The organism is Marinactinospora endophytica (assembly GCF_054780875.1).
In genome coordinates, this window is the sequence record NZ_BAAGVM010000041.1 from 1 (window position 1) to 686 (window position 686).

Annotated in this window: 1 protein-coding gene and 1 pseudogene; both read right to left on the minus strand. The window is 72.3% G+C overall.

The genetic code is table 11. From position 1 onward, the window contains the following. A partial coding sequence (locus ACYVHU_RS26680; RefSeq protein ID WP_498949923.1) for an alcohol dehydrogenase catalytic domain-containing protein occupies positions 1–601 on the minus strand: 601 nt, incomplete at its 3' end. Between the two features lie 3 nt (positions 602–604). Then, positions 605–664, minus strand: a pseudogene (locus tag ACYVHU_RS26685) (hypothetical protein); the annotation flags it as partial. Positions 665–686: the final 22 nt, after the last annotated feature.

Here is a 686-nt window from a genome sequence, read left to right on the forward strand (position 1 = left end):
CCTCCGCGCCCAGGTGGTGCGCGATCTGGATGGCGGCCATGCCGACCCCGCCCGCGCCGGCGTGGATCAAGACACGTTCCCCGGCCTTGAGCCCACCCAGATCCACCAACCCATACCACGCCGTGGCGAACACCACCGTCGCCGCCGCACCCTGCGCAAACGACCAGCCGGACGGCAAGGGGGCCAGCAGCCGCCGCTGGGTGACCACCTGCGGGCCGAAAGCGGCTTCGTCGAGGCCCATGACGCGGTCGCCGGGGCGCAGGTCCTCCACACCGGGACCCACCTCGGTCACCACACCCGCGAACTCGCCGCCGATGGGTTCACCCTGCTCGTCGACCATGCCGAGGGCGACGACCACGTCGCGGAAGTTGATGCCGGCCGCGCGCACCGCGATGCGCACCTCACCCACACCCAACTCGCGATCGGCCTCGGGAGCCGCGATCAGCTCCAACCCCTCCAAGGACCCCTTGGCGGTGCTGTCGAGACGCCAGGCCCCCGGGCCGGTAGGCACAGTGAGCCCGCGCTCGGTCGCGTCGGCGTTCACCAGACGCGGCACCAGCACCTCGCCCTGGCGGACGGCCAGCTGAGGCTCCCCCTCCACCCCCAACACCCCGGCCAACACACCCGCCGACCCCGCAGCACCATCCACATCCACCAACACCACCCGGCCCGGATGCTCCGCCTGA